The sequence below is a fragment of the Natrinema sp. 1APR25-10V2 genome (assembly GCF_031626495.1).
Classification (GTDB): domain Archaea; phylum Halobacteriota; class Halobacteria; order Halobacteriales; family Natrialbaceae; genus Natrinema.
Genome location: NZ_JAMQOJ010000002.1, coordinates 522,297 through 547,602 on the forward strand (window position 1 = coordinate 522,297; position 25,306 = coordinate 547,602).

28 protein-coding genes are annotated in these 25,306 nt (G+C 65.8%); 10 read left to right on the forward strand and 18 right to left on the reverse strand.

Annotated features, from left to right (window positions below; all coding sequences use genetic code 11):
* Positions 1 to 98: 98 nt before the first annotated feature.
* From NDO75_RS08410 to NDO75_RS08435, 6 genes are all read right to left on the reverse strand, one after another.
* Positions 99 to 932, reverse strand: coding sequence for a 16S ribosomal RNA methyltransferase A (locus NDO75_RS08410; protein WP_310905700.1), 834 nt, complete (start codon positions 930 to 932; stop codon positions 99 to 101).
* 82 nt (positions 933 to 1,014) lie between these two features.
* Positions 1,015 to 1,425, reverse strand: a complete 411-nt coding sequence (locus NDO75_RS08415) for a GNAT family N-acetyltransferase (protein ID WP_310905701.1) — start codon at positions 1,423 to 1,425, stop codon at positions 1,015 to 1,017.
* Between the two features lie 75 nt (positions 1,426 to 1,500).
* A complete protein-coding gene (locus NDO75_RS08420) occupies positions 1,501 to 2,097 on the reverse strand; it encodes a DUF655 domain-containing protein (RefSeq protein WP_310905702.1) in 597 nt (198 codons plus the stop codon).
* Between the two features lie 119 nt (positions 2,098 to 2,216).
* Complete coding sequence (locus NDO75_RS08425) at positions 2,217 to 3,635, reverse strand: APC family permease (RefSeq protein WP_310905703.1); 1,419 nt, start codon at positions 3,633 to 3,635, stop codon at positions 2,217 to 2,219.
* Positions 3,636 to 3,854: 219 nt separating this feature from the next.
* Positions 3,855 to 4,211, reverse strand: a complete 357-nt coding sequence (locus tag NDO75_RS08430; protein WP_310905704.1) for an RNA polymerase Rpb4 family protein — start codon at positions 4,209 to 4,211, stop codon at positions 3,855 to 3,857.
* Between the two features lie 7 nt (positions 4,212 to 4,218).
* Positions 4,219 to 4,527, reverse strand: coding sequence for a 50S ribosomal protein L21e (locus NDO75_RS08435; RefSeq protein ID WP_310905705.1), 309 nt, complete (start codon positions 4,525 to 4,527; stop codon positions 4,219 to 4,221).
* 227 nt (positions 4,528 to 4,754) lie between these two features.
* Between NDO75_RS08435 and NDO75_RS08440 the strand changes: the two genes are divergently transcribed.
* Positions 4,755 to 5,921 carry a cystathionine gamma-synthase gene (locus NDO75_RS08440; RefSeq protein ID WP_310905706.1) on the forward strand — a complete coding sequence of 389 codons (1,167 nt, stop codon included), beginning with the start codon at positions 4,755 to 4,757 and terminating at the stop codon, positions 5,919 to 5,921.
* A 40-nt stretch (positions 5,922 to 5,961) separates the two neighbouring features.
* On the opposite strand, the gene NDO75_RS08445 is transcribed toward NDO75_RS08440, so the two are convergent.
* Entirely contained in the window at positions 5,962 to 6,957 is a 996-nt protein-coding gene (locus NDO75_RS08445; RefSeq protein ID WP_310905707.1) for a hypothetical protein, read from the reverse strand.
* 142 nt (positions 6,958 to 7,099) lie between these two features.
* Here NDO75_RS08445 and NDO75_RS08450 point away from each other — a divergent pair, with 142 nt between their 5' ends.
* Both NDO75_RS08450 and NDO75_RS08455 read left to right on the forward strand, forming a co-directional pair.
* On the forward strand, positions 7,100 to 7,777 hold the full coding sequence (locus tag NDO75_RS08450) for an MBL fold metallo-hydrolase (protein ID WP_310905708.1): 678 nt from the start codon (positions 7,100 to 7,102) through the stop codon (positions 7,775 to 7,777).
* Between the two features lie 57 nt (positions 7,778 to 7,834).
* Entirely contained in the window at positions 7,835 to 8,272 is a 438-nt protein-coding gene (locus tag NDO75_RS08455) for a hypothetical protein (protein ID WP_310905709.1), read from the forward strand.
* A gap of 20 nt (positions 8,273 to 8,292) precedes the next feature.
* On the opposite strand, the gene NDO75_RS08460 is transcribed toward NDO75_RS08455, so the two are convergent.
* The 3 genes from NDO75_RS08460 to NDO75_RS08470 all read right to left on the reverse strand — a co-directional run bounded on the left by NDO75_RS08460 (position 8,293) and on the right by NDO75_RS08470 (position 9,864).
* Positions 8,293 to 9,303, reverse strand: a complete 1,011-nt coding sequence (locus tag NDO75_RS08460) for an AI-2E family transporter (RefSeq protein WP_310905710.1) — start codon at positions 9,301 to 9,303, stop codon at positions 8,293 to 8,295.
* A 106-nt stretch (positions 9,304 to 9,409) separates the two neighbouring features.
* Complete coding sequence (locus NDO75_RS08465; protein ID WP_254764659.1) at positions 9,410 to 9,676, reverse strand: elongation factor 1-beta; 267 nt, start codon at positions 9,674 to 9,676, stop codon at positions 9,410 to 9,412.
* 8 nt (positions 9,677 to 9,684) lie between these two features.
* Entirely contained in the window at positions 9,685 to 9,864 is a 180-nt protein-coding gene (locus NDO75_RS08470) for an HVO_2753 family zinc finger protein (protein WP_310905711.1), read from the reverse strand.
* 271 nt (positions 9,865 to 10,135) lie between these two features.
* Between NDO75_RS08470 and nreA the strand changes: the two genes are divergently transcribed.
* Entirely contained in the window at positions 10,136 to 11,437 is a 1,302-nt protein-coding gene (gene nreA, locus NDO75_RS08475; protein ID WP_310905712.1) for a DNA repair protein NreA, read from the forward strand.
* Positions 11,438 to 11,636: 199 nt separating this feature from the next.
* Positions 11,637 to 13,076: a Na+/H+ antiporter NhaC gene (gene nhaC, locus NDO75_RS08480; protein WP_310905713.1), complete on the forward strand. Its 1,440-nt coding sequence runs from the start codon at positions 11,637 to 11,639 to the stop codon at positions 13,074 to 13,076.
* 6 nt (positions 13,077 to 13,082) lie between these two features.
* On the opposite strand, the gene NDO75_RS08485 is transcribed toward nhaC, so the two are convergent.
* The 4 genes from NDO75_RS08485 to NDO75_RS08500 form a co-directional block, all read right to left on the reverse strand.
* The gene (locus tag NDO75_RS08485; protein WP_310905714.1) at positions 13,083 to 14,144 is read right to left on the reverse strand and encodes an AI-2E family transporter; all 1,062 of its coding nucleotides are present in this window, start codon (positions 14,142 to 14,144) and stop codon (positions 13,083 to 13,085) included.
* 129 nt (positions 14,145 to 14,273) lie between these two features.
* Positions 14,274 to 14,711, reverse strand: coding sequence for a DUF302 domain-containing protein (locus NDO75_RS08490; RefSeq protein WP_310905715.1), 438 nt, complete (start codon positions 14,709 to 14,711; stop codon positions 14,274 to 14,276).
* A 70-nt stretch (positions 14,712 to 14,781) separates the two neighbouring features.
* Entirely contained in the window at positions 14,782 to 15,477 is a 696-nt protein-coding gene (locus tag NDO75_RS08495) for a CPBP family intramembrane glutamic endopeptidase (protein ID WP_310905716.1), read from the reverse strand.
* Positions 15,478 to 15,481: 4 nt separating this feature from the next.
* Positions 15,482 to 15,769: a DUF5789 family protein gene (locus NDO75_RS08500; protein ID WP_310905717.1), complete on the reverse strand. Its 288-nt coding sequence runs from the start codon at positions 15,767 to 15,769 to the stop codon at positions 15,482 to 15,484.
* A gap of 170 nt (positions 15,770 to 15,939) precedes the next feature.
* On the opposite strand from NDO75_RS08500, the gene NDO75_RS08505 reads away from it, so the two are divergent.
* Positions 15,940 to 16,869 (forward strand): hypothetical protein, encoded by a 930-nt coding sequence (locus NDO75_RS08505; RefSeq protein WP_310905718.1) that lies wholly within the window; start codon positions 15,940 to 15,942, stop codon positions 16,867 to 16,869.
* Between the two features lie 103 nt (positions 16,870 to 16,972).
* Positions 16,973 to 17,242, forward strand: coding sequence for a HalOD1 output domain-containing protein (locus NDO75_RS08510; RefSeq protein WP_310905719.1), 270 nt, complete (start codon positions 16,973 to 16,975; stop codon positions 17,240 to 17,242).
* Between the two features lie 61 nt (positions 17,243 to 17,303).
* Here the strand turns inward: NDO75_RS08510 and NDO75_RS08515 are convergent, their stop codons facing one another.
* Together NDO75_RS08515 and NDO75_RS08520 are read right to left on the reverse strand one after the other, a co-directional pair.
* Positions 17,304 to 17,789 carry a metal-dependent hydrolase gene (locus NDO75_RS08515; RefSeq protein ID WP_310905720.1) on the reverse strand — a complete coding sequence of 162 codons (486 nt, stop codon included), beginning with the start codon at positions 17,787 to 17,789 and terminating at the stop codon, positions 17,304 to 17,306.
* Positions 17,790 to 17,909: 120 nt separating this feature from the next.
* Positions 17,910 to 18,428, reverse strand: a complete 519-nt coding sequence (locus NDO75_RS08520) for a CinA family protein (RefSeq protein WP_310905721.1) — start codon at positions 18,426 to 18,428, stop codon at positions 17,910 to 17,912.
* Positions 18,429 to 18,619: 191 nt separating this feature from the next.
* Between NDO75_RS08520 and NDO75_RS08525 the strand changes: the two genes are divergently transcribed.
* The 3 genes from NDO75_RS08525 (at position 18,620) to NDO75_RS08535 (ending at position 22,582) form a co-directional block, all read left to right on the forward strand.
* Positions 18,620 to 19,720: a pyridoxal phosphate-dependent aminotransferase gene (locus NDO75_RS08525; RefSeq protein WP_310905722.1), complete on the forward strand. Its 1,101-nt coding sequence runs from the start codon at positions 18,620 to 18,622 to the stop codon at positions 19,718 to 19,720.
* A gap of 90 nt (positions 19,721 to 19,810) precedes the next feature.
* A complete protein-coding gene (locus NDO75_RS08530; protein ID WP_310905723.1) occupies positions 19,811 to 21,253 on the forward strand; it encodes a glycosyltransferase family 2 protein in 1,443 nt (480 codons plus the stop codon).
* A gap of 108 nt (positions 21,254 to 21,361) precedes the next feature.
* Positions 21,362 to 22,582: an ArsA family ATPase gene (locus tag NDO75_RS08535; RefSeq protein WP_310905724.1), complete on the forward strand. Its 1,221-nt coding sequence runs from the start codon at positions 21,362 to 21,364 to the stop codon at positions 22,580 to 22,582.
* 31 nt (positions 22,583 to 22,613) lie between these two features.
* Here NDO75_RS08535 and NDO75_RS08540 read toward each other — a convergent pair whose 3' ends face one another.
* Together NDO75_RS08540 and purF are read right to left on the reverse strand one after the other, a co-directional pair.
* Complete coding sequence (locus NDO75_RS08540) at positions 22,614 to 23,003, reverse strand: tautomerase (RefSeq protein WP_310905725.1); 390 nt, start codon at positions 23,001 to 23,003, stop codon at positions 22,614 to 22,616.
* A 665-nt stretch (positions 23,004 to 23,668) separates the two neighbouring features.
* Complete coding sequence (gene purF / locus NDO75_RS08545; RefSeq protein ID WP_310905891.1) at positions 23,669 to 25,141, reverse strand: amidophosphoribosyltransferase; 1,473 nt, start codon at positions 25,139 to 25,141, stop codon at positions 23,669 to 23,671.
* Positions 25,142 to 25,306 lie beyond the last annotated feature (165 nt).

A 25,306-nucleotide genomic window follows, 5' to 3' on the forward strand; every position in this document is an offset into this window, starting at 1 on the left:
CTCCGATCTGTCGTCCGCGCAGCTTTGAGTATCCGTTGGTTAAGTCACTCCCGCGTGACGCAAGCAATCCGATCGACTCGAGGCGCGAGTCGCACTCACTACTCGGGCTCGCCCACGTCCATCGCGATCTGAGCCAGGGCGGCGAACTCCGCCGGAGCCATCGCCCCTGCCCGCTTCCGAAGCACGTCCTCCTCGGCCGCGTCGACGACCGCTTCGGGCTCCGCGAGCCCGGAAATGTGGGCCGTGTTGCGGATCGCGTTCCGAATCGTCTTCCGGCGCTGGGTGAACAGCGCCTTGACGAACCGCAGGAAGAAGTCCTCGTCGTCGACCTCGTAGTCGGGTTCCCGCGGCACCGCCCGCACCACCGCGCTCTGGACCGCCGGCGGCGGCGAGAAGGCCTCCTTCGAGATCGACTCGACGAGTTCCACGTCGGCGAAGTGCTGACTCGAGACCGAGAGCCGGCCGTACTCGCTCGTGCCGGCGTCGGCGACCATCCGCTCGGCGAACTCCTGCTGGAACATCAGGACCAGGGGCCGCTTCTCGGGAAAGAGCCGAAAGGCAATCTCGCTCGAGACGCCGTAGGGAAGGTTCGAGACCGACGCGGTGAACTCGGGCAGGTCGACCTGCAGGGCGTCGCCCTCGACGACGGTCAGGTCGCCAGCGTCGATCTCGTCGGCGAACTCCTCGCGCAGAAATTCGGCGAGTTCGCGGTCGCGCTCGACGACGGTCACCTCGTCGCCGACCGCGAGCAGCCGGTCCGTCAACGCGCCCGTGCCGCCGCCGATCTCGAGCAGGTGGCTCGTGTCGGCGTCGATCTCCTCGAGGTAGGTTGGCAACCGGTCCAGCACTCGATCGTCGACGAGAAAGTGCTGGTCGCGGTCCGGATCGCCGCGGACCCCCGCCCGGGCGATCAGTCCGTCTGGATCTCTCATTGCCGACGCTTCGGCTGGGGTGCGTGTAAACGCACCGTCTCGCGGGCTCGGTCCCGTTCGTCGGGACAGCTGCTACCGCGCTTCAGAGCCCCTTTTCGATGACGTACCCCCACTGATCGAACTCCAGCTCATCATAGTACTCGTGGACGTCCGTCTTCGCCAGTGGCGACGCGAGCGCGACGGACTCGCAGTCGCGCTCTCGAGCCCACGCCTCGACGAATTCGACGAGTTCGGTCCCGTAGCCCTCGCTCCGCTGTGACTCGTCGACGACGAGATCGTAGAGCCAGGCGTGGCGCGCGTGGTGGAGAACGCTTCGAACGAGTACGCCCGCGACGGCCACGAGTTCGCCGTCGACGAACCCACCGAACAGGTGGTAGTCGTCCTCGCCGGTCCAGGCGAGTATCTCGTCCGAATCGGCGTCACTCCACAGCTGTCGCAGAATCGGGACCGCTTCGCGTCGCGCGTCCCGCTCGACTACCTCGCGGATCTCCATACGGCGGACGGCGGAGTCGGAAACAATACTGTTTTCTATCCGAGTTCTACGACGCGAAAACGATATCTTCGCTCGTTACTGGTTCTGTTCCTGCTCGCGCCGGCCCACGAACGTCTGGTATTTGAGGTCGTCGTCGCGCAGTTCCTCGAGGATCCGGTCGACGAGGATCTGATCGGGATCGTGCAGACCGGAGACCCGCTCGGACAGCTCCTCGAAGCTCTCGAAGGGTTTGCGCTTTCGTTCGTCGAGGATGCTGTTCCGGAGTTTCTTCCCGATCCCCGGCAGCAGGTTCAGCTGGTGGAGCCGCAGCGTGATCGGCTGGGCGTCGTTGTAGAAGTCGACGAACCGCTCTTCGTTCTCCTCGACGAGATCGGCGACGACGTACTCGAGTTCCGACTGTGCGCCCGAGGAGAGGTCCTCGTACTCGACGCGGTGGGCCTCGGTGACGACGTCGCGTTCGGCGGGCGGTTCGACGACGACCTCGCTGCCGATCGTGAGCCGCTCGTCCTCGTCGAAGGCGACCTGGTAGAGCTGAAAGTCCTCGATTCCGACGGCGTAGCCTGCCGGAGACTTGGCGTACTGCGGTCGGCCGTCGTCCGAAAGCCCGTGTGCGAGGTAGTCCAACACGACCGCCCGACGAACGTCCATCTCATCGCGATCAGCTTCGCTCATTGGTTTACGGTACGGCGAGGCCGTACTTAAAGAGTCGGCCCGCTTTCAAGACGACGCTTGAGGGAAGCACGACTGAAGGTGCGAAGTCGGATTCGGTTCACGGTTCGTCGCCGTCGCGATCAGTCGATGACGCCGAACCACAGTACGACCCCACCGACGACGGCCAGAGTGCCGAGCGCCAAACTCGTCAGTTCGACGCTCGCCAGCAGCGCGAGGTTCGAGCCGATCGCGAGCAGCGGCACCCACGGCACACCCGGTACTCGGAACTGCCGCTCGCGGTCGGGCTCCTTCCGGCGGGACCGAATCAACGCGACGTTGACGAACACCAGCCCGCCGAGGAGCATGACGTCCGCGAAGTGAGCCAGCGACTCGAGGCCGAGCAGGGGACGAGCACCGCCGCCCTCGCCCGGAGACGCCCCGAAGACGACGCCGAACAGCAGGAAGAAAAAGAGGATGAGACAGCCGGTCAGCACCACCGCGGCCGTCGGGACGCCGGACTGCGGGTCGATCCGCCGGACCCGCTCCGGGAGGTGATCGCGTCTGGCCATCGCCAGTTTCACTCGAGAGCCGGCCAGCACGGTCGCGTTGGCGGCCGAAATCATCGACAGCAGCGCACCGACGATGAAGACGTAGAAGCCGGCGTCGCCAAGGTAGTACTGGGCCGCCCGCGCCATCGCCACCTCACCGCGTTCGGCGACGAACCCCGTGGCAGCGCCGGGCGACGACAGCCCCGCCCGCTCGGCGAGGAACGAGAGGAAGCCGCCGTCGTTGATCGCCAGCACCACGACGACGACCACTAGTACGTAGAGGACGGTCACGACGGCGATACTCAGGAATATCGCCCGGGGAACGGTCCGCTCGGGCGCTTCGATCTCGCCCTCGCTCGTGGCGATCGCCTCGAACCCGAAGAACGTGATGAACACGAGCGCCGAGGTCAGGGCGATGTCGTCGAACTGTGTGGCGTTAGCCGTGAACGACGACGCCACGACATCCGCATCGAACGCGCGGAGGCCGCCGACCAGAAACAGCCCGATGAGCGCGATCTTCAGCCCGGTCACGACGATCTGGAATCGGCCGGTCTCCTCGGCACCGGCGAGGTTGACTCCGACGAGAATCGCGAGGACGACGACCCCCGGGATCCAGTACGGGAGCGCCTCTGGGAGCGCTATCTCGGGCCGTACGAACCGAGCGAACCAGTCAGCGAAACTCGCGAGGTAGAAGGCCGCGCTCGCGGGGTAGCCCAGAATCAGCAGCCAGCCGACTACGTACGACCAATCGGAATCGAACACTTCGGCCACGTAGGCGTAGCCGCCACCGTCGACCGTGTAGATGGTCGCGAATTCGGCGTACGTCAGCGCGGTGAACGAAGCCACGATCGCCGCCAGCCCGAACGAGACGATCGCCGCCGCGCCGACGTTTGCGACGGCGAGTCCCGAGAGAACGAAGATGCCACCGGCGATCATCGTCCCCGTCCCGATCGCCGTGGCTCCGAGGAGGCCGATATCCCGCTCGAGCGAGTCGGTTCCGTGCGTATCCATCGGTCCGGTCTCCGTCTCGGCGCTGTCCACGACCGACACCACCTACCGGATCCCTCGTCCCCGTTACAAAGAAAGACGGCGGGAAATACCAGGTGGCGGCGGTGACAGGAGAATTGAAAGGGACTCGGAAACGCGGCCTCGAGCGCCGGTGCTAGTCTCGATCGTCGAACGCCGATCGCCGCTTGCGAGAACGCTCCGAACGGAAGCTGCGAACCGCGTTCAGGCGTACTGTGCGACGACGTTGAGAATCTCGTCGAGCTCGTCTCCCGACAGCGAGTAGCGCTGCTGTGCGTAGACCGACCGGAGTTCGTCTCTGTCCCGCGGCAGGAGGTTCGCGATCTTGTAGGCCGTCGGTTCGTCGACCTTCTCGAGTTCCCGCAGGTCGTCGACGAGCGCTTGCGCCTCCTCGGGCTCCAAGACGGCGAACCGGTTCGCGTGTTCGATCGCCCGTGCGAGCTCGTAGCGCAGCTCGCGCTCCTCGTCCATCGCGCGTTCGGCTTCGATGTCGGCGAGCAGCTCCTTCGTTTCCGAGACCGTCAGGAACTCCTCGTCGACGATCTCTTTGAAGATCGTCATCCTGCGGTTAGATTCGGCTCTTCTCCTGGTTCTGTGCGCGCAGGTGGGCCGCGGTGACGAGCAGCGTCTTGTCCTTACCGCCGTCGTTGATCTGGACCTTGAACGCGCTGCCCTGTTTCCCGACGACTTCGCCGGTGCGACCGTCGAACCGCGGGTGGAAGCGACCGTCCGGGACGCTGGGGTCGATCTTCAGGTGGACCTTTTCGCCTGTTTCGTACTCCTGGATCGCGCGCTGTGGCGGCGACGTACCGCGATCTCGGGGGTCGTTCGCGAGCTTTCGCCGGGTTCCCTGACGAGGGCCATTAGACTTCGGCATAGTCGTACGACCGGATTGTCCGGTGACGGTTATAAAACACACGTATTACGCCCACCTTTTTCCTCCTCGGGATTCCTCGCTACGCGAGGAACCGCTCGGAGCAAAAATCTGTACCAAAAAGGCCGCGCTCGCTCCGCTCGCGCGGTACTACCGCTCTGACTCCGCACTCCCCCTCGCCGTCTGTGGTCTCCCCAACAGTGATCCGACCGCGGGCCGCCCGTTTCGGTATGGACGACCACGACAAACGGATCGAGACCAGATCCATCCACGCCGGTCAGGAGCCCGACCCCGAGACCGGCGCGCTGATGACACCCATCCACGCCAACTCGACCTACGAGCAGAACGCGCCGGGCGACCACCGCGGCTACGAGTACTCCCGAACCGGAAACCCGACCCGGACGGACCTCGAGGAGAACCTCGCGAGCCTCGAGAACGCCGCCCACGGCCGGGCGTTCGCCAGCGGGATGGCCTCGATCAACACCGTCCTCAACCTCCTCGAGGCCGGCGACCACGTCGTCACCGGCAACGACGTCTACGGCGGCACCCACCGCATCTTTACACAGGTCTACGAGGACTACGACCTCGACTTTTCGTTCGTCGACATGACCGATCTCGACGAGATCGCGGCCGCGTTCCGCGAGGAGACGGAACTGCTCTGGCTCGAGACCCCGACCAACCCGCTCATGTCGATCGTCGATATCGAGGGGGCGGCCGAGATCGCTCACGAGAACGACGCGCACTGTGCGATCGACAACACGTTCGCGACGCCGTACCTCCAGCGCCCGCTCGACCTGGGTGCGGACATCGTCTCGCACTCGCTGACCAAGTACCTCGGCGGTCACTCCGACGTCGTCGGCGGTGCGCTGGTGACGAACGACGCGGAACTGGACGAGCGACTCGGATTCTATCAGAACTCGGTCGGCGCGACGCCCGGTCCGTTCGAGTCGTTCCTCGTCCTTCGGGGGACGAAGACCCTCCCCGTTCGCATGGACCGCCACTGCGAGAACGCGCGGACCATCGCCGCGTGGCTCGAGGACCACCCCGACGTCGACCGCGTCTACTACCCCGGCCTCGAGTCCCATCCCGGCCACGAGATCGCCGCCGCGCAGATGGACGACTTCGGCGGGATGTTGAGCTTCGAACTCGACGCGAGTTTGGAGGCGGCGAGCGAGGTCGTCTCGAACACGGAGGTGTTCACGCTCGCGGAGAGCCTCGGCGGCGTCGAGAGCCTGATCGAACAGCCCGCGCCGATGACTCACGCGGCCATTCCTCGGGAGGAGCGGCTCGCGGCCGGACTCTCGGACAGCCTGATCCGCGCGAGCGTCGGCATCGAACACGTCGACGACCTGATCGCGGATCTCGAGTCGGCGATCGACGCGGCCCTCTCGACGTAGCGCGGTCGTCGATCGGTCGCGACCTCGAGACGCGACCCCCTCACTTGTGACCCTCGCTCGCGATGTGATAGCCCAGAATTCGCTCGAACCCCTCGAGGTAGGCCTCGAGATCGACGCTGTCGACTTCCGATTCGAACTGTGTCGCTTTCTGGTACTCGGCACGCCAGCGCGCCAGGAAGTGGTCTTCGACGTCGGCCTCGTCGATCGCTTCGATGACCGAGGAGACGACCGCATCGGCGGGATCGCGTCGTATCTCTCGAATTCGATCCCGCGACACGATATCGTTCTCGAGCGCGTGGACGACGACGCCCGAACTGCAGTCACCTTCGGCGAGTTCTCGCTTCCAGGTCGAAACCCAGTTGCCGATGCGGGCCATCCGCTGGGTTCGATCGCAGACCTGCCGTAGCAGCGATAGCTCGTCGGAATCGAACGACGGCGCGCTCGCGAGGTCGATATCCGCGTACACGTATATCATCATGTTGTGGACGTCGTGTGCCCAGAGTTCGCGTTCGGAGACGAGACCCGGCGTTTCGTTCGCGAGATACGAGTATTCGACCGCTCGAACGACCTGCTCGAGATCGAATCGGAGGAGTTCCGCGAACTCTGCGGAGCGTGGGCTGGCGTCGTACAGTCTCGAGAACTCGCCCCAGACCTCCGTCACCAACCGGACGACGTCACCGTCGACGTCGCGACGCGACGGATCGGGGCGTCGGTCGTCGAAGGGGACCTTCACCAGCTCGTCGAACGTCGCCCTGTCGCCGTGTTGTTCGGCGACATCGTCCGCGACGACGGCGAAGATCGTCGCGACTAACTTCGCGTCGCGGACGGCGTGCGCGCGGTCGTCGTCGACACACGAGAGCCGAAACGTCGGAAAGAGTTGATAGAGCCAGCGCCAGAGAAAGCGGTCTCTGTCGGCGGCGATATCGTCGTACGAATCGATCAGCGGGAGCACAGTGTCGGGAAGTCCCTGTCGTCGAACGGCTGCAACTGGATCCTCGTCGGTAGTGGGGGTGGGGATGTCGAACTCGTTCCGCATTGCAGACGTGATGTTATTCGAATGTAATAAATCCATATATTTAGACATATGCTGTCCGAATGCGGCGCTCGCGGTCCGATCCGAGCGTGACCGCCAACTGAGGACACCCACACCTATCGTGCTGGCTCCGAATGCGGATCGTATGACGGAAAACCCCGGTATCCACGCACTGCCAATCACGGTCGAGTACGGTGGCCGATCGATTACGATCACCCCCGCAATCGTCGAGACCGATCGCGGCCTCGTGCTACTCGATGTCGGGCCCGAGGGGGCCGTCGATTCGCTCGCGACCCACCTGACGAGCCTGGGGTACGAGCTCACCGACATCTGGCTGGTCGTCCTCACACACCACGACGGGGACCACGCCGGCGGCCTCGCGGGACTGCTCGAGCGGGTCGACGCAGTCGTGGCGACCCACCGTGATGAAGCGCCGTACGTCTCGGGCGAGCGCGAGCCGATCAAGGGCGATGGAGACCGCTATCCGCCGGTCGACGTCGACCTCGAGCTCGCCGATGGGGTCCGAATCCCGACGCTCGGTGGCCCGATGGACGTCATCGCGACGCCCGGCCACGCGCCGGGTCACGTGTCGCTGTACTTCCCAGAGTCGAACCTCCTGATCGCCGGCGACGCCCTCGTGGCGGACGGCGACGAACCGCTCGACGGGCCGAAACCCCACTTCACCCCCGACATGGATCGTGCCACGGAGTCCGTCGGCGCGTTGGCCGCACTCGAGATCGACCACACGCTGTGTTATCACGGCGGTTACGTCGATCGGGGGACCGAGCGGATTCGGGAGATCTACGAACAGCGTCGGGAGTGAGCCGCGAGGACGACCGAAGCGGAATTCTCATCGGTTTCGAACACCAATCGACGGGCAATGCGTCTCGAACTTCGCGTCTGTCAGCACTGTCTCGACGGCGACCACGGCAACGAACAGCGAACGGCCCTCCTCAACGATATGGTCAACTGCGCCGAGCAGATCAAAAAGCACAAAGAGGTCATCGATCTCGACGAGGTTCACATTCGCCGCGTCCGAGACGACGAACCCGGAAAGCCGGCGGCGCTCCCGGTCGTCTCGGCGACGATTCAGAACGACCAGGTCGTCCTCAACGACACGCAGCTCGTCGCGGAAGGACAGGACGGGAACATGCTCCTCTACGCGAATCCCGACGACGTGCTGACGGTACTCGCCGGTAACTTAGACGAGATCAGCAAGGCCGTCACCGAGGACGTGACCGTCGATCTCTCGTCGATCGGTGCCGAGATCGTCTCCGAGGCCGACCTGGGTGCGAATCGGGAGCAAGAGCCGCGGTAACTGCGCTCTCCGATCTTCAGTTATCTCGCAGGTCGGTGAATCACGTTGTAGTGGTCCCCGAGCACCTCGATCGCCGTCAGCGCGAACCCGATGAGCAGCGGGCCGAGGAACAGGCCGACCGGTCCGAGGAGGTAGGTGCCGCCCAGAATTCCGACGAAGATCACTGCCGAGTGGAGCTCCGAGCCGCGATCGATCACCATCGCTCGCAAGTAGTCGTCCGTCACGGCGACCGTGGTCAATCCCCAGACGACGACGAACGCCGCCGACAGGAGCCGACCGTTGATGAAAAGGTAGATCACTGCGCCGCCGAGGATCGGCGCCACTCCGACGACCGGGACGAGCGCCAGAACCATCATCGCGATCGTCAGGATCGCGGCCTCCGGCACGCCGGTAACGAAGAGGGCGACGCCCGCGACGCCCCCCTGAACGAACGCGACGAGGACGTGACCCTTGAGGATCGCCCACATCATGTCGTCGGTCGAAGTGACCAGTTCCTCGTTCACGCCCGGCGGGAGCGGCGTTATCCGCCGTATCCACTCGACGGCTCTATCGCCGTCCTTGAGGAGGTAGTAGAGGACGAACACGAACAGCAGAAAGCCCAAGAACGCGTGCATGCCGCTGCTCAGAACGGACGACGCGCTGCCGCTCGCGTAGGCCGTCGCCCGGTCGGTCGCGCGCTGTGCGAGCACTCGGACCGGAACGTTCACCCCGAGTCGCTGCTCGAGAACCCGGTCTACCTGCCCGAGGATTCGAGCCCGGGAGACGCCCTCGAGCAGCGTGACGCTCCGCTCGATCACCACGGTCGCGCCGAGCACCAGCGAGCCGACGGTGACGGCGACGACCAGCAGCGAGAGTACGCCGGCGGAGACGCGCGTTCCGACGTGGTCTTCGAGTCGCCGGTGGACGGGCATGAGAACGAACGCGAGCAGTCCCGTCACGAGCAGCCACGAGAGAAACGGCTGGACGAACAGCCAGAGGATCACGACCGACACGGCCACCAGCACCCAGGCGAACACCGTTCGGGCGTCCATCACTCGTCTCGAGTGCACCGGCGCCGAAAGGCGTTCGGGATGGTAATGCCGGAGTCGGGACCAGCGGCTCGTCACGGAGTCGAGTCGGCGGAAAAGGGCGTCGCCGTTAGATCCGGCCGACGTTCTCGACGCCGACGCTTTCGACGCCGTCGACGTCAGCGAAGTTCTCTTCGACGGTCTCCGTGCCGCCCGCACCGTCGGGGACGATCACGGTCGGGTAGAGGGCGACGAGGCCGAACGCGACCTCGTCGCGCTCGACGCCGTTGATCTTCGCACCCTCGGGGAGAGCGCTCTCGAGGCGCTCCTGCAGCGCGTCGAGATCGATATCGGGGCTGTCCGGCATGACCTTGATTTTGGCAGCGACTTTTCCCATGGTGAAGCTTATGGACCGGTAAATCCGCAGTCGGGACACTCGTAGAGGTTGCTCTGCTTGCGGCATTTGGCACAGCGGTAGATCTGCTGGCCGCAGTCGGGACACTTGAACGCGGCGGCGTTCGTGCCCGCGATGTTGAGGCCACAGGAGACGCAGGAGCGCGCCTCTCGGTCGTCGGTCGTACTCATACACCTCCCTTCCCGCCCGCCGTTTTTAACGGTTGTCTTTCGACGGCTGTTCCGTCGGCGGGCAGCCACGGGGGTACGAAACGACCGGTGTCATCGCGTACCGGGCCGCTATCACAGCGTTTTCAGAGTCGGAAAACGCGCTGCTGGGTACTTATTACTCGGCTCCAACCGTAGAAACGAGGTTCGGTGGTCGACGCCCGACCGAACCTCTGCCTCTGACATCCTTCGCGGAACTCAACATTCAACACCGTGCCGTCCCTATCTCGAGTGAATGCGCCTCGACGACTACATCGAGGAGTTAGAGCCCGACGAGGAGGCCGAACGCCGCCGCCTCGCCAAGGAAAAATCCTACGCGATCACGGACCATCTCGAGGAGTTCGAGCAACGGTTCGACGACGCGCTGAGCGGCGACACCCTCGTCGGCTCGACCTCGCCGTCGATCTTCGTCGGGCGGTCGAACTACCCCGACATCCCCGTGGGGCTGCTCTCTCCGGTCGGCGACGAGGGCGCCGCCGAAGAGTACGTCACCGACGGCGACTGGTACCGGCAGGGGTACGCCATCGACGACGTGCTCCAGCGCCGGACCGGCCTCCTGAACTCGAGCAAGCGCGCGAACGTCGACTCGCCCTCCATCGCGAGCCGATTGACCCCAAACGTCCACGACGCCTGGGACGGCTTCGTCGGCGTCCAGCGCGAGGTCGCCATCGCCGACCGACCGGTCGACCTCGAGATCGGCCTGGACGACACGCCCGACCTCGGCCTCGATACCGGTACCGACGTGGCGACGCCGCGCGGTCCCCGCGCCAACGCGCGCAACGCGGAGCTTCGCGAGAACCCGTACGTCCCGCGGCCGGTAAAGAAGACCTTAGAGGACGACGACTGGCAGGCCGAGGGGGCGATGACCTACCTCTACCGGCGCGGGTTCGACGTCTACGAGATCAACTCGATCCTCTCCGCCGGCGCGCTCGGGCAGACGAAACAGCGCCGCCTCGTTCCGACGCGGTGGTCGATCACGGCCGTCGACGACACCGTCGGAAAGTACCTGCGCGGGCGCATCCGAAACGCGCCCAGCATCGACCAAGTGCAGGTCTGGGCCAACGAGTACGTCGGGAATCGCTACTGGATCGTCCTCGCACCCGGCAACTGGGAGTTCGAACTCGTCGAGATGAAAGCGCCGGGCAGCATCTGGAACCCCGACCCCGAGGACAACGTCTGGATGGCCAGCGCCTCGGAGGGGTACGAGGGGCGCTCGAGCTACGTCGAGGAGACTGCGGGGGCCTACTACGCCGCCCGATTGGGGGTCTTAGAGTACCTCGAGTCGATCGGCCGACAGGCGAAGTGTCTCGTCCTGCGCGAAGTGAGCGACGACTACTGGGCACCCGTCGGCGTCTGGCAGGTCCGCGAGAGTGTCCGCAACGCCTTCGAGGGGGAACACGGTGAAGCGGAGACGTTCCACGAAGCCGTCGCGGAGGTCGCGACGCAGCTTCCGGTCTCGTACGCGCGACTCCGGCGGAAGTCGGAGCTCGCGGCCGGGTTGCAGTCGAACCTGAACGCGTTCTCGAGTTCGAACTGAGTCGCGGGCATCGATCCCTCGCGACGCTGCCAGCCAGATCCGCCGATTCAACCCGGTCTGGGCTACCGCTCGACGAGTGCCGAGACCAATCAGTCGAATCGACAGTATCGCGAGCCTGAATGTGAACACCGGTACCGGATGGCATACACTTTGGTAATACTACGTGCGATTTTTATGCCCCAAGTTCATACCGCAGACGATGACAGTCGACTTCACGCCGACGACGGTCGACGACCTCGAGCCCGAGCGACGGCCCTCCGTCACCCTCGCGCTCGTGCCGGTGCTCGCGGTCGTCGCCTTCCTCGGGATCGGATCGGCCGTGCTCGGTCTCGATCCGCACGTTCCGTTGCTCTGGAGTATCGTCTTCGTCGCCGCGTTCGGTCGGTACCTCGGCTACGGCTGGCCCGACCTCTACGACGGGATCGCCGATGGTCTTCTGATGGGGCTACAGGCGCTGCTGATCCTCTTCACGATCTACGCGCTGATCGCGACTTGGGTCGACGCCGGGACGATTCCGGCGATGATGTACTACGGCCTCGAGCTGCTGAACCCGACGGTGTTCCTGCCCGTCGCGGCGCTTTTGGCCGCTGTCGTCGCGTTCTCGATTGGGTCCTCGTGGACGACGGTCGGAACGCTCGGCGTTGCGTTCGTCGGGATCGGCGCGGGACTCGGCGTTCCCGCGCCGATGACCGTCGGGGCGGTCATCTCGGGGGCCTACGCCGGCGACAAGCAGTCGCCGCTGTCTGATACGACCAACCTCGCGGCCGGCGTGACGAACACACCGCTGTACGACCACATCCACCGCATGCGGACGGGCACGGCCGTCGCCTTCGGCCTCGCGGTGGTCGTCTTCGCCGCCCTCGGCCTGCGGACGGGCGGCCAGATTCCGGTCGGCCGCGTCGCCGAGATCCAGACCGCACTCGCGGGCACGTACGACCTCTCTCTGCTCGTCTTTGTGCCGCTCGTCGTCACCTTCGGCCTCGCGATCTACGGCTATCCCGCTCTCCCGACGCTCGTCGCCGGCGTCTTCGCCGGCGTCGGAACCTCGATACTCGTTCAGGGAACCGGCTTCGTCCCGGCCTGGGAAGTCTTCATGAGCGGTACCGCGCCCGAGACCGGTGCAGACCTCGTGAACGAACTCCTCGCGACCGGCGGGCTCACCGGCTCCGCCTGGACGATCACTGTCGTCGTCGCGGCGCTCGCGCTCGGGGGTCTCCTCGAGTACACCGGCGTACTGGCAGTGCTCGCCCACCGGCTCTCGCAGGGCGTCCGAAGCTCCGGCGGTCTGGTCGCTGGCACCGGGGCGTCCGCGATTCTCATCAACGCGCTCACAGCCCAGCAGTACATGAGCATCGTCCTGCCCGGGCTGACGCTCCGAAACCTCTACGATGAGTTCGGCCTCGACAGCGACGAACTCTCGCGAGCCGTCGAAGCCGCAGGCACGCCCACCGGCGCGCTCATCCCGTGGCACGCCGGCGGCGTCTTCATGGCCTCCGCGACCGGCGTCCCGACCCTCGAGTACGCCCCGTTCTACCTGTTCGGACTCCTGTCGCCGCTCGTGCTGTTCGCGATGGCGCTGTCCGGCCGCGGCGTCCCGGCGAGGGACAGAGCGACCGAACGGGCACAGTACGCCGACTGAGCGGCGTTACTTCCGAACGAGCTGCGGCCGGTCTCGATTCTCGTCCGCCACCCCGGTCTGCTCGAGTTCGTTCGCGACCGTCAGCACCGCCTTGAAACACGCGAGAACGACGGGGCCGACGAACAGTCCCGTAATACCGAACAGATAGATACCGCCGATGACGCCGAGCAGGGCGATCGCCGGATGGAGTCCGGACCCCCGATCGACGAGGATCGCCCGCAGGTAGTTGTCGACGACCATCAAAACGACGAGCCCGTATCCCAGCAGGATCGACCCGCGAACGAGTCCGCTCGAGGCCGTGTGGGCGACCGTGACCGGTCCCCAGACCAGCCAGACGCCGATCGTCGGGAGGAAGGAAACGAGAACGAGAATCGCCGCCAGCGTCGTCGCGTACGGAACGTTCAGCAGCGCCAGCCCGACGCCGCCGAGTACCCCCTGAACGACTGCGACGAGGAGGTGACTACGGAGGACTGCTCGGGTTACGGTGTGGACCTCCGCGACCAGCTCGTCGAACACGCGACGCTCGAGGGGCGCGACCCGTCGGAGCCAGTCGAGGACGGCCGGTCCGTCGACGAGCAGGTAGTAGAGCAGAAAGACGAAGACGATCACGCCGACGGCCGCGTCGATGCCCGCCGACGCGATTCCGACGGTTCGACCAAGCGTCAGTTCGGCGGCGCTCGAGAACGCGCCCTCGAGTTCCGACCGCACGACGGCCTCGAGCGCGGCGACGGATTCCTCGCCCAGACCGAGTTCGGTCCGCGCGACCTCGCGGCCGTACGCGGTGATCCGCTCGCCGTCGAACGCTTCGACGGTCGAGGTCGTCGTCCGGAGCACGACCAGCGAAACGAGCAGCAGTGGAACGACGCCGGCGACGACGGCGAATCCGGTCAGCGCGAGGCCGGCGGCCCGCGAGCCGACGTGTGGGACCAGACGCTCGTGGGCCGGCCGGAGGACGACCGCGAGCAGGCACGCCGCCAGTACGCACTCGAGCAGCGGCAGGACCACCAGTCCGGCGAGCACGCCGAGCACGCAGACGAGGAGGGCGAAAACCGCCGTCCGCGCGTCCATATGTCATCGTCTCTATTCGAACGCATAAGTGTTGATATGCGTGACTATACGCTCGACTGAACGAACCCGACCTCCACGTCAACACCGGCGAGGTCGGGCGGGCACTGCGCGAAGCGGCCCCGATTCGCACTAAAGGTTCTCGTACGCTTCCGTGACCAACGCGCCGGTTTCGTCGACGATCTCCTGCCAGTTCTCGTCGTCGGGCGCGATGCCGAGCAGCCGCGCGATCTTCATGATCGAGACGTGGTAGACGACCTGTCGACCGGGCGCTTCCTCCCAGATGACGACGTTGCAGGGAAACAGCGCCCCCATCTCGTCGGTCACGTCGAGCACCCGATCAGCGATCGCCGGATTGCACGCGCCGAGGACGTAGTAGGGGTCACGGTCGGCGTCGACCTTCTCGTTGAGCAGTTCGGAAGGCGAGAACTCGGCCGGCACGCCGAAGCCGACATCAGTGAATGCTTCGCGCGTGTGCTCGATCGCCTCTTCGTGGTCCATTTCGAGGACCGCGCGGTGTTCGCCGTAGTCTTCTGGATCGATCTGCGTCGGATCGATGGGTAGCGTCATAGGCGACGGTTGGTCGTCTCGTTCCTTATATGTCGTTGCTGGACGGCGGCCCGACCGCGCGTGGGATCCGTTAGAGGGGGATCGGCAGCCACTCGAGGTACCGCAAGAAAGCCGTCGGATCGAACAGCGGTTCGTGTAACACGAGCCAGTCGAGGAGGACGAGGCCGCCGCCGTGAGCCAACACCGACGGAAGGATGGAGCCGGATTTGTAGTCGACGGCTCCGAACAGGACGTCGGTCGGTCCCGATAGCAGGAACTCGATCGGCGGCTTCGAGGAGTGGTGCAGCATGTAGACGACGGGGCTGATGAACACCGCGCCGAAGCCGAGTTCCCTGACGCCGACACAGAGCAGTCCGCGGTAGTACGTCTCGGCGGCCAGCGCGAGCGCCATCAGTTTGAGCGCGTGCGGGATGAACGCCGCCGGTGCGGCGGCGGTCTCCCAGATCGGATAGTACGCGCGAATCGTCGGGAACGTCGAACCGACGAGGTAGAACGGGAGCACGAACAGCGCGAGCAGGATCGTGTTCCGAAGAGCAAGCCGATCGACTCGCCAGCCGATGCGCCGGCCGTGGGAGAATCCGAGCGCGAGCGGCCCGCCGATCAACAACACGCTATCGATGAGAACCCGCCGGTTGAACTCGGTCGGGACGAACTGAGTCCAGATCAGCGCGATGATGGCTCCCAGGAGTAGCGACTTCTGCACCCAGGTCAGCCCCGGCAGACGACGATACCAGCGGCTGTCGCGATGATCCGACTCGGAGGCCACGGTGTTACTCGCTCGCCGTCGGAACCGGCCCGGTACCGATCACGTCGCGAACGTGACGCTCGAACTCTTGGTGGCGCTGGAAGTACGTCTCGTCGACCGACTCGAGGACGTTCGACAGTTCGCGGGGGCCGTCGGGCGTCCGGATGACGGAATCGCCCTCGAGGCGGTCGACTTCGCTCTTCTCTTTGGGCCAGGTCAGTCGCGAACTCACGCGGGCGAGCGGCGCGCCCTCGACAGGGGTGTGCTCTCCGAGTGCAACCGCCGGCTCCGCTTCGTCGTCCTCGTCGCTCATGGATCATCGTTTGCAAGGGCGGCGATTCAAGCTTTCGTTTCGACGGATCGCCTGGTCGTTTCTCTCGGCTCTCGAGGACGCTTTGCGCCCGCTCGTCCGGCAGCGTTCATCTCCGACATTTGAAACGTGTCTGACGTATCGTTTTGTGGTGGGCCGCCGAACGGCTCCGTATGACAAGCCTGACGGAGGTATACGACGGGACCGCACGGGGGGTGACGAGTCGTCGACTGTACGCGGGAACGGCGCTCGTCCTGCTCGGCGCGCTCCTGGCCGTCGTGGCCGTGCTCGTCGCCACGACCGACCTCTTCAGCGGCTATGCGGTCGAGTTCTCGGGAGACATGGCCGCCCAGTTCGCGACGGTCCGCGCCGCGGGGGTTCTGGCCGGACTCAGCGTCCCGACGCTTCTCGTCGGCGTTTTCGTCGTCCTGCCGGCCGGCCGTCGGGTCCGGGCCGCTGCCGCGATCAGTGCGAGCCTCTGCCTGTTCGGGGTCGCCCTCTTCTGGCACGCCTACCCCCACCAGTGGCGATACGGCAGCGACCAACTGACTCTCGAGGTCTCCGCGGTCTACCTGCTCGGCCTCCTGGCCGCGATCTGGTGTCTGTTCACCGCCATCGCGACGTTCAAGCGGCGCAACGACCCCGGTGGCAACCTCAAAATGAACGTCACCCGACACAACAAAACCGTCCTCGAGGTCGACGACTCGAGCGAGTCCGGGGGGCGCGGCGGCATCGGCTTCCTCGGCGGTACCCCGGACGGGGACGTCGAAACCCAGACGAACGAGGCCGCCGACGTGGGCACGAGCGGCCGAGCTACCGGTTCCACCCCCGGTCGACGCGTCGGCGCTGCGACCAGCGACGGCGGTTCTGCGACTGCCGACATCACCTCGCCGCTCGATGCCAGCGATGGCCGCGATGCGGAGATCGTCGAGTCGTCGACCGAGCGGCAGGACGCTCCGACGGACCGCTACTGTGGAAACTGTTCTCACTTCGAGTACGTCCGCTCCGCTGACGGAATGGTGCCCTACTGTGCCCGTCACGAAACAGCGATGGACGACATGGACGCCTGCGAGGAGTGGACGCCGAACCGTCGACAACGATAACGGTCGTCTCGAGGAGAACTCCGGTTCCAACCGACGGTTGGAAACGAAATAATCACAGCATACCTAAGTGGAATCTCGGTCCTGAGTAACACGGGACCGAGAGATGGGGAACGAACTATTCCGTGGCCGATACGTCTGGTCGAGTACAACACCGACGGTCGCCATCGTCAACGCGATCGCCGGCATCGAGAACGTGGAGTCGACCGATCTCCCGGCGACGCTCGACACACACCTGTACGATCACGTGGATCCGGAAGCGCTCGATACGCTCGTCACGACCAGTTCGGATCCCGAACTATCCTTCGTCGTCGACGACTATCGTGTCGAAATCGACGGCAATCAGCTATCGATCACGCCCGACGACGAGCGATAAGCGAGGCACTGCCACCCGTCGACTGGCTGAAAACGACGGTCCAACCGACGGGTGACGGCCGTCAGATGCCCAGGAGCTGCCGCCCCAGTTCGAAGCCGCGCTGTGGGTACTCGAACGCGACGATAGCAGCCAGCAGTAGTTCGCCCCCTGTGACGACGACCATCATGAGATCGGAACGCTTGCTGCTTACCGCGACGCCGATCGGCAGCCCGAACTCCTCCTTCCAGATCGGGTAAAACAGCGCGATCCCGCGCTTGCTCCCCGCGACGTCGAGGACGTAGTGAGTCAACACGCCGATCCAGACGTACTCGAGGTTGCCAAAGACGTAGGGAAAGGCGACGAAGCCGACCAGAACCGGCAGGTTATGCAACGTCTTCCGGTGGCGCCCGAAGGCCGTGTCAACGTCCGGAAACAGCGCCCCCAGCGTGACGGGCACGCCGATCATAACGATCGTTCTGAACGTCTCGAGATCCCCCGCCGGCTCGAGCAGGTAGCCCAGCCCGATACTCAACAGGACGGCATTCAGCACGTGTCCCTTCTTGTTCATCTACTCGCCTCTGGGGCGGCATGCGGGGAATAGTTTTCTCTCGTGAAACTCGCTTGCCTGTGACTCACTCGATACCGAACGGAAGCGTGGTGGCGGGACGGGAATTCGGGACTGGAAACGTCAGCGTGACTCGAGTTCCGCGAGCAGGTACTCGAGGGCCTGATCGACGGTTTTGGCGCGAACGTCCGCACGGTCGCCGTCGAACTCGTAGCGGGAAACGGTCGCGTACGATTCCTCGCTTCCCCACGGGGCCGCGTAGGAGATGCCGATGTAGACGGTGCCAACGGGCGTTTCTTCGTCGCCGCCCGTCGGACCGGCGACGCCGGTCGTCGAGACGCCCCACGTGGCATCCGTAACGTCGCGGATCCCCTGAGCCATTTCGCGGGCGACCGGTTCGGAGACGGCACCGTGTTCGTCCAGCGCCTCGCGACTGACCCCGAGGTGGCGCCGCTTGGCGTCGTAGGCGTAGGTCGTCAACCCGGCGTCGAAGTAGTCGCTCGCACCGGGGACGGCGGTGATCGCCGCGCCGATCAGGCCGCCGGTACAGGATTCGGCGACGGCCAGCGTCTCTTCGGTGTCTCGCAGGGCGTCGCCGACGTCCATCGGTAGATCACGGTCGACATCGTCGTTCTGTTCCATGGCTCGAGTGAGGGGCTACCGGGTTGTCAAATCGTGGGTCGAGTGTGAATGCTGATCGAACCGGATGAACGTCGTCGAGTCATCGAGCGACGGAGGGCGATCTCGAGATAACCGGTCGGCGCTTGGTGTCCAACTGCAGTCGGAAGACGTGATAGGAAGAGCGAAAGGACCGCCGCTGCATACCGTCGTCTATGAACTACGAGACGCCGCTGTTCTTCCGCGTGATGGAGTACGCGGACGCGGCTGACCGCGACGTCATCGACATGGTCAGCGGTAACCCCGACTGGGAACCGCCCGAAGCGCTCCGAGAGGGCCTGCGCGAGTACGCCGACCTCGAGCCGGACCGCTTTCAGTATCCGCCCAGCGAGGGGCTGCTCGAGCTGCGCGAGGAGATCGCCGCCCGGCGCGGCGTCGACCCGGAGCAGATCGTCGTCACGAACGGCGCGGGCGAGGCGAACTACCTCGCGATGGCGCGGGCGCTCGAGCGCGACCGCGGCGACGAGATCCTGCTGACCGATCCGGTCTATCCGTACTATCCGGGGAAGACGACGATGCTCCGCGGCACGCAATCGTACGTCGCGACTGACGAAACGGGGCAACTCGACCCCGACGACGTCCGGGCGGCCGCCAGCGCGGCGACGGCAGCGATCGTGGTGAACACGCCGAACAACCCGACGGGCGCGGTCTACCCCGCGGAGACGATGCGGGAACTGGTGGCCGTCGCCGAGGAGAACGACGCGATCCTGATCAGCGACGAGGTGTACGACCATTACGACCTTTCGGGCCGATTCGCGAGCGCGCTCGAGACCGACTCCGCCAACCGGATCGTCACCAACGCGTTCTCGAAGTCGATGGCGATCACCGGCGTCCGTGTAGGCTACGCGATCTTCCCGCCGGAGCTCGTCGACGCAGCCAAGAGCCGGCACATGCTGGTCAACGTCGCGACCACGCGACCCGGCCAGTACGCGGTCCTGAAGGCGCTGCGCGACACGCCGCCGGAGTACCACGAACGAAACCGGGAGCGCCTCCACGAGCGCGTCGCGACGTTCACCGACGCGCTCGAGGCCGCGGGTGCCGAGTACACCACGCCCAGCGGCTCGTTCTACGTGATGGCTCGGTTCGACGGCTATCCGGGCACCCTGGCGAACGTCGAGCGGCTGATCGACGAGGCCGGCGTCGCCGGGATGCCCGGCGAGGCGTTCGGCGACTCTCGAACCGATTGGCTGCGGTTCGCGCTGGTTACGCCGCGAGTCGAGGAAGCGGCCGAGCGGCTGGCGGCCTACTTCGACTGAGATCGGCGCTCAGGTGGATCACTTTTCGTTCCGATGGCCCGACTGTCCGGCCACAATACAGATGTTCGGCCGGTGTCGAGGTAACAGGAGATGCTGCTCGAGGCCGTCGTCGTCGCGTTCGCCCTGACACAGATGGGCTATTTCGTCGCCAACTGCGGCCTCCTGACGCTGTTCGTCCGCCGACCCGCCGACGAAGTCGACGAGTCGACGCTCGCCCGCATCGTCGCGGCGGCCGAGACCGAGCGCGAGGGTCGGTTGCGCCGGGTCGAAGCCGACGGCGGCCAGACGACGGCCGCTGGACCGGCTGTGACCGATGCCCACCGCGTGGACCCTCAGTCGACGAACGCGGAGTGTCGGCTTCCGCAGTCGTCCGTTCGTCGGATCCGCGTCCTCGTCCCGATCTACCGCGAACGCTGGGCGACCCTGTCGGAGACGCTCGAGAACATCGCTGCCCAGCGGTATCCGACCGAATACGTCTCGGTCGTCGTGATCTACGAGCCGACTGATAGGACGGTCGCCGAACTCCGCGATGGGTTCGCGGCGGGCCGGACCGACGCGCTCAGCGTCGAGTTCGTCGCGGTCGATCACGACGCGCTCGCCGCCGACCGATCGCCGGGCGAATGGTCGTTCGACGGCGTCGGCGTTCCGCGAACGAAGGCTGCGGCCCTCACCTACGCGTTCACGACCGGCTCCTTCGCGGGCGACGACGTCGTCACCGTCTTCGATTCGGACACGCAAGTCCCCCGCGACACGTTCGAACTCGCCGTCGCCGGCCTCGCGGAATACGACATCGTGCAGGCCAAGCAGACGGTCCGGAACGTCGACGAGGGGCTTCTCCCACTGCTCGAGTCGATGGGAATCGCGGCCTGGTCGGATATCGTCTACGCCAACTCGACCGACGGGCCGTATCAGCTGCTTGGAAAGGCGTACTTCGCCGAGGCGCGGGTCCTCTACGACCTCGATCGATGGCAACTCGACGCAGCGACCGAGGACATGGCGCTCGGCGTCGCGGCCCACCGGCAGGGGTACACGCTCGGCGTTATCGATCGGTACGTCCAGGACCTCTGCCCGACGGCGTTCGACGCGTGGGTCCGACAGAAGCGCCGGTGGGTCCGCGGTCCGTACCGGCACCTGTTCACGCCCGACTGGTCCGGGTTCGAACGCGGCCGGTTCTGGGCGGGGACGGTGCTGACCCAGCTGCTGTCGGTGACGAACGTCGTCGGAGTTCCGATCGGGGTCGTCATCCTCGCCCTGACCGTGCTCGGAACGGCCGGGACAGTCGTGCCCGTGTTTCTGCTTCCGGTCGTACTGTTCAACGCCGCCGTCTGGGCCTACTACAGCTGGCGGTCCTACCGCGCCGCGTGGGACGGCGTCGTCTTCGAGAGCCGCCGAGAACGAGTCGGCTATTCGCTACGGTCGAATCCGTTCGCACAGGCCGTCTACGCGACGTTATGGGCCATCCCGATCGCGCTTGCCGTCGCCGACGTCGTCCGTGGCGTGGCTCCGACGTTCACCGTGACGCCGAAGCGCTGATCGCGGCCGGGCCACCGAGCAAGTGACTCGGCTCGAGCCCGGTTTCGAAACCGTCCCCGTCGAGACGGGACCGACGAATACTCGTGACAGGGCAGGGAACCGTATCGTATGAGCGGCATCGACGTCGAACCGGTCGACGAAGACGAAGAAGCGACGACGGACAGCGACGACGGCGTCTCTACCATCGAGGTGACGCCGACCGATTCGGTCGACGAGGCCGAGGAGCGCGAGACCATCGACGTCGAGCCGTCCGACGAGCCGATCGACGGCCCCGAGTACGTCCTCTACGGCGGGAAAGGCGGCGTCGGGAAGACGACGATGGCGGCCGCGACCGCGCTCGACAGCGCCCGCGGCGGGACGCCGACGCTGGTCGTCTCGACCGACCCGGCTCACTCCCTCTCGGATACGTTCGAAACGGATATCCCCGCCGAACCGGGTCGCATCCGCGACGATATCCCTCTCTACGCGGCGGAGATCGATCCGGAGGCCGCGATCGAACGAGGCGAGACGCCCTTCGGCGGCGCGGGCGACGGAACGGGCGAGGAATCCGGGTTCCCCGGCGGTGACGCCGGCGGTTCACCCTTCCCGGGTGGTGACGGGGGAGAGGGCGGCCCGCTCGGCGGCCTCGGCGAGATGCTCGGCGGCGACTCGCCGATGGACGCCCTCTTCGGCGGCGCGATGCCCGGTGCAGACGAGGCCGCGGCGATGCAGCTCCTGCTCGAGTACATGGACGACGAGCGTTTCGAGCGCGTCGTCGTCGATACGGCGCCGACCGGGCACACCCTCCGGCTGCTCCAGTTACCCGAGATCATGGACACGATGATGGGGAAGCTGATGAAGTTCCGCCAGCGCATCGGCGGGATGCTCGACGGGGTCAAGGGGATGTTCGGGGGCCAGGAGCCGCCGGAAGAGGGGAACGAACTCGAGGATCTGGAGGTCCTGCGCGAGCGAATCGAGCGTCTCCGAGCCGCGCTGCGCGACCCCGCGCGAACCGACTTCCGGATCGTCATGATCCCCGAGGAGATGAGCGTCTTCGAGTCCAAGCGCCTGCGCCAGCAACTCGACGAGTTCGAGATTCCGGTCGGCACCGTCGTCGTCAACCGCGTGATGGAGCCGTTATCGAACGTCACCGACGACGTGGAGGGCGAGTTCCTGCAGCCGAATCTCGAGGACTGCGAGTTCTGTCAACGACGCTGGGACGTCCAGCAGAACGCCCTCGCCGAAGCGCAGGACCTCTTTCGGGGCACCGACGTCCGTCGTGTCCCCCTGTTCGCCGACGAGGTTCGCGGCGAGGGGATGCTCGAGGTCGTTGCGGCCTGTCTGCGGTAGTTGCCGCTCGGCCGCTCCGAGGATTCGACGATCACTCCCCGTCTTCACTATCGCCGTCCCACTCGCCCCCGACGCGGTCGACGCCCATCAGCTGCTCCCCACGGTGTTCCGTAAAGACGACCTTCAAGTTCTCGCCGGGAACGTCGAAGGAGTCTCGGATGTACTCCATGGTGGCGAGCGCGAACGCCCGCTTTCGATCGAACGAGCGGCCGCGGCGGATCTCGGCGTCGAGGAAGCACAGCGGTCCGTCGACGGCGCGCCCGAGGTGGAGGTCGGCCGGCTCTCGCTCACGGATCGTCACCGCGACGTGGCCCGCCGTCGTCGCCATCTCGGTCGTATATAACTCCGTGACGCGCTCGGCAAGCGCCGTCTTCTCGGCGTCGGACGGCGACAGCGTCGTGTCGAACTGCAACAGCGGCATACCGCGATTCGCGGGGCCACCGACTTGGGCGTTCCGCCGATCGGTTCGAACGGTGATGTACGATACCGCCGGTCGGCGCCGGCGGACGGGCGATCATCGACACGGATCGGCCTCGTTCTCGGACCATCCGGTGGTGCCCGCGGAACAGAGCGCTCCCTCGGCACAGGTAACGTCCGCGATTATATTACCTTCCCAGACAGTCACTGCGGGCACCGATTACGCTCATATCTCTGGCCGGTGACGTGTCATCTATGGGTGACGAGACACCGGTAATAGAGTCACGCGCTCCCGACCCGTCTGCCGTCCGGGTGCAATCGGTGTGGGTCGAATGTCCCACGTGCGCCGGACCGGTCCGGCGCGGTACCGGCCGGTGCCCGCACTGTGGCGCCCGTGCCCGGCGACCGCAGTGGCCGCATCGGTCGATCATTGGGGCCGGTCTCCTCGTTACGATCGCGGTTGCGCTCTGGCGGTGGCTCTCGAACCGCGACCAGTGAACCGCACATCCCCGGGCACTGCGATCTGCTACCCGTTCGGAACCGTCTGGAGACCGAGACGGCCGTCCGGGTACGAGAACGAACTCGCCGCTCCTCGAGTGAGACTGGCGTGGTACCTCGCGACCGGCGAAACAGAGCGTGAACGCGGGCTCGCGACGAGTCGGCCGCGACTCAGTCGTCGGCGTGGAGCGGCTGCCCGCCGAGGTCGGGGCGGCTCACGTCGCGGTCGGTCTCCTCGCCCTCGATGTCGTAGGGGTACTCGCCGGTGACGCAGCCGAGACAGAGGTCGATCCGTTCTTGCTCGAGCACCTCGGCGACGGCGTCGGTCGAGAGGTACGCGAGGCTGTCGGCGGCGATCTCGTCGCGGATCTCGGCGGTCGTCTTGTCCGAAGCGATGAGTTCCTCGCGGGTTGCCATATCGATACCCATGTAACAGGGGGCGACGATCGCTGGCGCGCCGATCCTGACGTGGACCTCTTCGGCGCCGCAGTCTTTGAGGAGCTGGACGAGCTGCGTCGAGGTCGTCCCGCGAACGATCGAGTCGTCGATGACGGTGACCGTTTTCCCCTCGATGGTGGATTTGATCGGGTTGAGCTTCAGCCGGACCGCGCGCTCGCGCTCGTCCTGTGTCGGCATAATGAACGTCCGGCCGACGTAGCGGTTCTTCATCAGCCCCTCGGCGAACTCGACGCCCACGTCGTCGGCGTCGCGGGGCTCGCCGTCGGCGGTCGTCTCGCTGGCGGCGTCCGCGTATCCGGAAGCGAACGCGCGCCCGGAGTCCGGAACGGGCATGACGACGTCGGTCTCGACGCCGCTTTCCTCCCAGAGCTTACGCCCGAGTTCGCGCCGAGCCTCGTAGACCAGTGTGCCGTCGATGACGCTGTCCGGTCGCGCGAAGTAGACGTGTTCGAAGAAGCAGTGGGCGGTGTTCTCGTTCTCGACGAGCTGGTAGGTGTCGAAGCCCTGGCCGTCGTCCTGCAGGACGACCAGTTCGCCGGGGCGAACGTCGCGGACGAGGTCGCCGTCCAAGGTGTCGATCGCGGCGGACTCGGAGGCCAGGATGTAGCCGTCCTCGAGTTCGCCGATACAGAGCGGGCGGTTCCCCTGCGGATCGCGGACGCCGAGGATAGTGTCGTCGTGGCTGATCGTCAGCGAGTAGGAGCCGTGGATGCGTCCCATCGTGCGCTTGACGGCCCGGACCAGGTCCTCCTCCAGGAGGTTCCGCGCGAGGTCGTGGGCGATGACCTCGGTGTCGCCGTCGCTGGTGAAGGCGTGGCCTGCGGCGGCGAGTTCGTCGCGGATCTCGTCGGCGTTAACGAGGTTGCCGTTGTGGCTGAGCCCGAGCGAGCCGCTCTTGAACGAGACGGAGAAAGGCTGTGCACAGGAGGAGTCGACCGAGCCGGCCGTCGGATACCGGACGTGGCCGATCCCCGCTGCACCGTTGAGCGTATCGAGGTCGCCCTCGCCGAAGGCGTCGCCCACGAGCCCCATCTCGACGTGGCTGTGCTGCTGGAAGCCGTCGTGGGTGACGATCCCCGCAGACTCCTGGCCGCGGTGCTGGAGTGCGTAGAGCGCGTAGTACAACGGTCGTGCCGCGTCCCGACCGTCGAGTGAGACGCCGACGACGCCGCACTTTTCGGTCATTCCTGTTCGCCGGGGAGTCTCGCCCCGCCCATCAGTCATGGGAGTCAGTAGGGCATCCAGTCGATAAAAATCCCCGTGTTTGTGCCCCCAATTCAGTTAGCGACCGCAAATTATGAGCACGTTCGTGTATACTTATCCCATTCCGGCGTCGCCCGTCGATCGGCG